The organism is Lentilactobacillus kefiri, from assembly GCF_007989105.1.
GTDB classification, from domain to species: Bacteria; Bacillota; Bacilli; order Lactobacillales; family Lactobacillaceae; genus Lentilactobacillus; species Lentilactobacillus kefiri.
Genome location: NZ_BJVK01000113.1, coordinates 1 through 635 on the forward strand (window position 1 = coordinate 1; position 635 = coordinate 635).

General features: G+C 34.6%; 1 protein-coding gene. It reads left to right on the forward strand.

The features are described from left to right. Window positions 1–635, forward strand: a 635-nt coding sequence (locus LKE01_RS11965) for a MobA/MobL family protein (RefSeq protein WP_186806024.1), incomplete at both ends; no start/stop codon positions are given.

Consider the following 635-nt stretch of genomic DNA (forward strand, 5'->3'; position numbering starts at 1 on the left):
CGTCATAATTGGGCAGTTAGTGTCAATCAGGTTTTAGAGCAAAAAAATATTCCTGATCGGATCAGTGAAAAATCTTTTGAAAATCAAGGAATAGATGAAGTTCCAACTCAACATGAGGGAATCAATAGTAAGCGGAGTAAAAGGAAAGAATTTAACCAACAAGTTAAGGACTATCGCAAGACCAAAGCGAATTATAAAAACAATCAAGAAAAAGTAATTAATCGAGGTCACTTGGATAGCCTAAGTAAACACTTCTCGTTTAACGAGAAAAAAGTGGTCAAAGAGTTAAGCCACGAACTGAAAACTTATATTAGTTTGGAAAGTTTAGATGATAAGCGGCGCATGCTATTTAATTGGAAAAACAGTACCTTAATTAAGCACGCTGTTGGTGAAGATGTCACTAAGCAATTATTGACGATTAACCAACAAGAAAGTTCACTAAAAAAAGCAGATGAACTCTTAAATAAAGTAGTTGATCGCACGACTAAAAAACTTTATCCAGAGCTTGATTTTGAACAGACAACCGCGGCTGAACGACGGGAATTGATTAAAGAAACTAATAGTGAACAAACGATTTTCAAAGGCAGTGAATTAAACGAACGTTTAATGAATATTCGTGATGATTTATTGTTCCG